The 463-nt window shown below is 51.0% G+C and carries 1 protein-coding gene; it reads left to right on the plus strand.

The window, feature by feature from the left end:
- The coding region (locus C6366_RS20985) for a pyridoxal-phosphate dependent enzyme (RefSeq protein WP_146164940.1) at positions 1 to 463 on the plus strand (463 nt) is incomplete at its 5' end.

Below are 463 nucleotides of genomic sequence, written 5' to 3' on the forward strand. Positions count from 1 at the left end.
GGATGTGGTGATGGCTCCTGTGGGTGGCGGCGGTTTATTAAGTGGAACATCGGTGTCGGTGAAGGCCTTGTTACCTGAAGCGCTGGTGATTGGAGGGGAACCCCTCAATGCCGATGACGCCTGCCGCTCGCTCAAAGCCGGAATTATCCTCCCTTCTGTTAACCCCGACACCATTGCTGATGGGCTGCGTACTTCTCTCGGAGAACTCTCCTTTGCAATAATTCGGGAGAATGTAACTGATATTTTTACCGCTACTGAAACATCGATAAAGGCAGCAATGGTGTTGTTGCGCCGCCATGCAGGTATTTTGGCAGAACCGTCTTCAGCTGTGCCTTTGGCTGCAATCATGGAAAACCGCTCATTTTTCGAGGGACGGCGTACGGGAATCATCATCAGCGGAGGGAACTTTAACCCTTCACGATTCCAGTTTTGGGACGATGATTTGGTTGAAGGTGCATTATAG

Origin of the sequence: Desulfonatronum sp. SC1 (assembly GCF_003046795.1) — a bacterium.
In the GTDB taxonomy this organism is placed as follows: domain Bacteria; phylum Desulfobacterota; class Desulfovibrionia; order Desulfovibrionales; family Desulfonatronaceae; genus Desulfonatronum.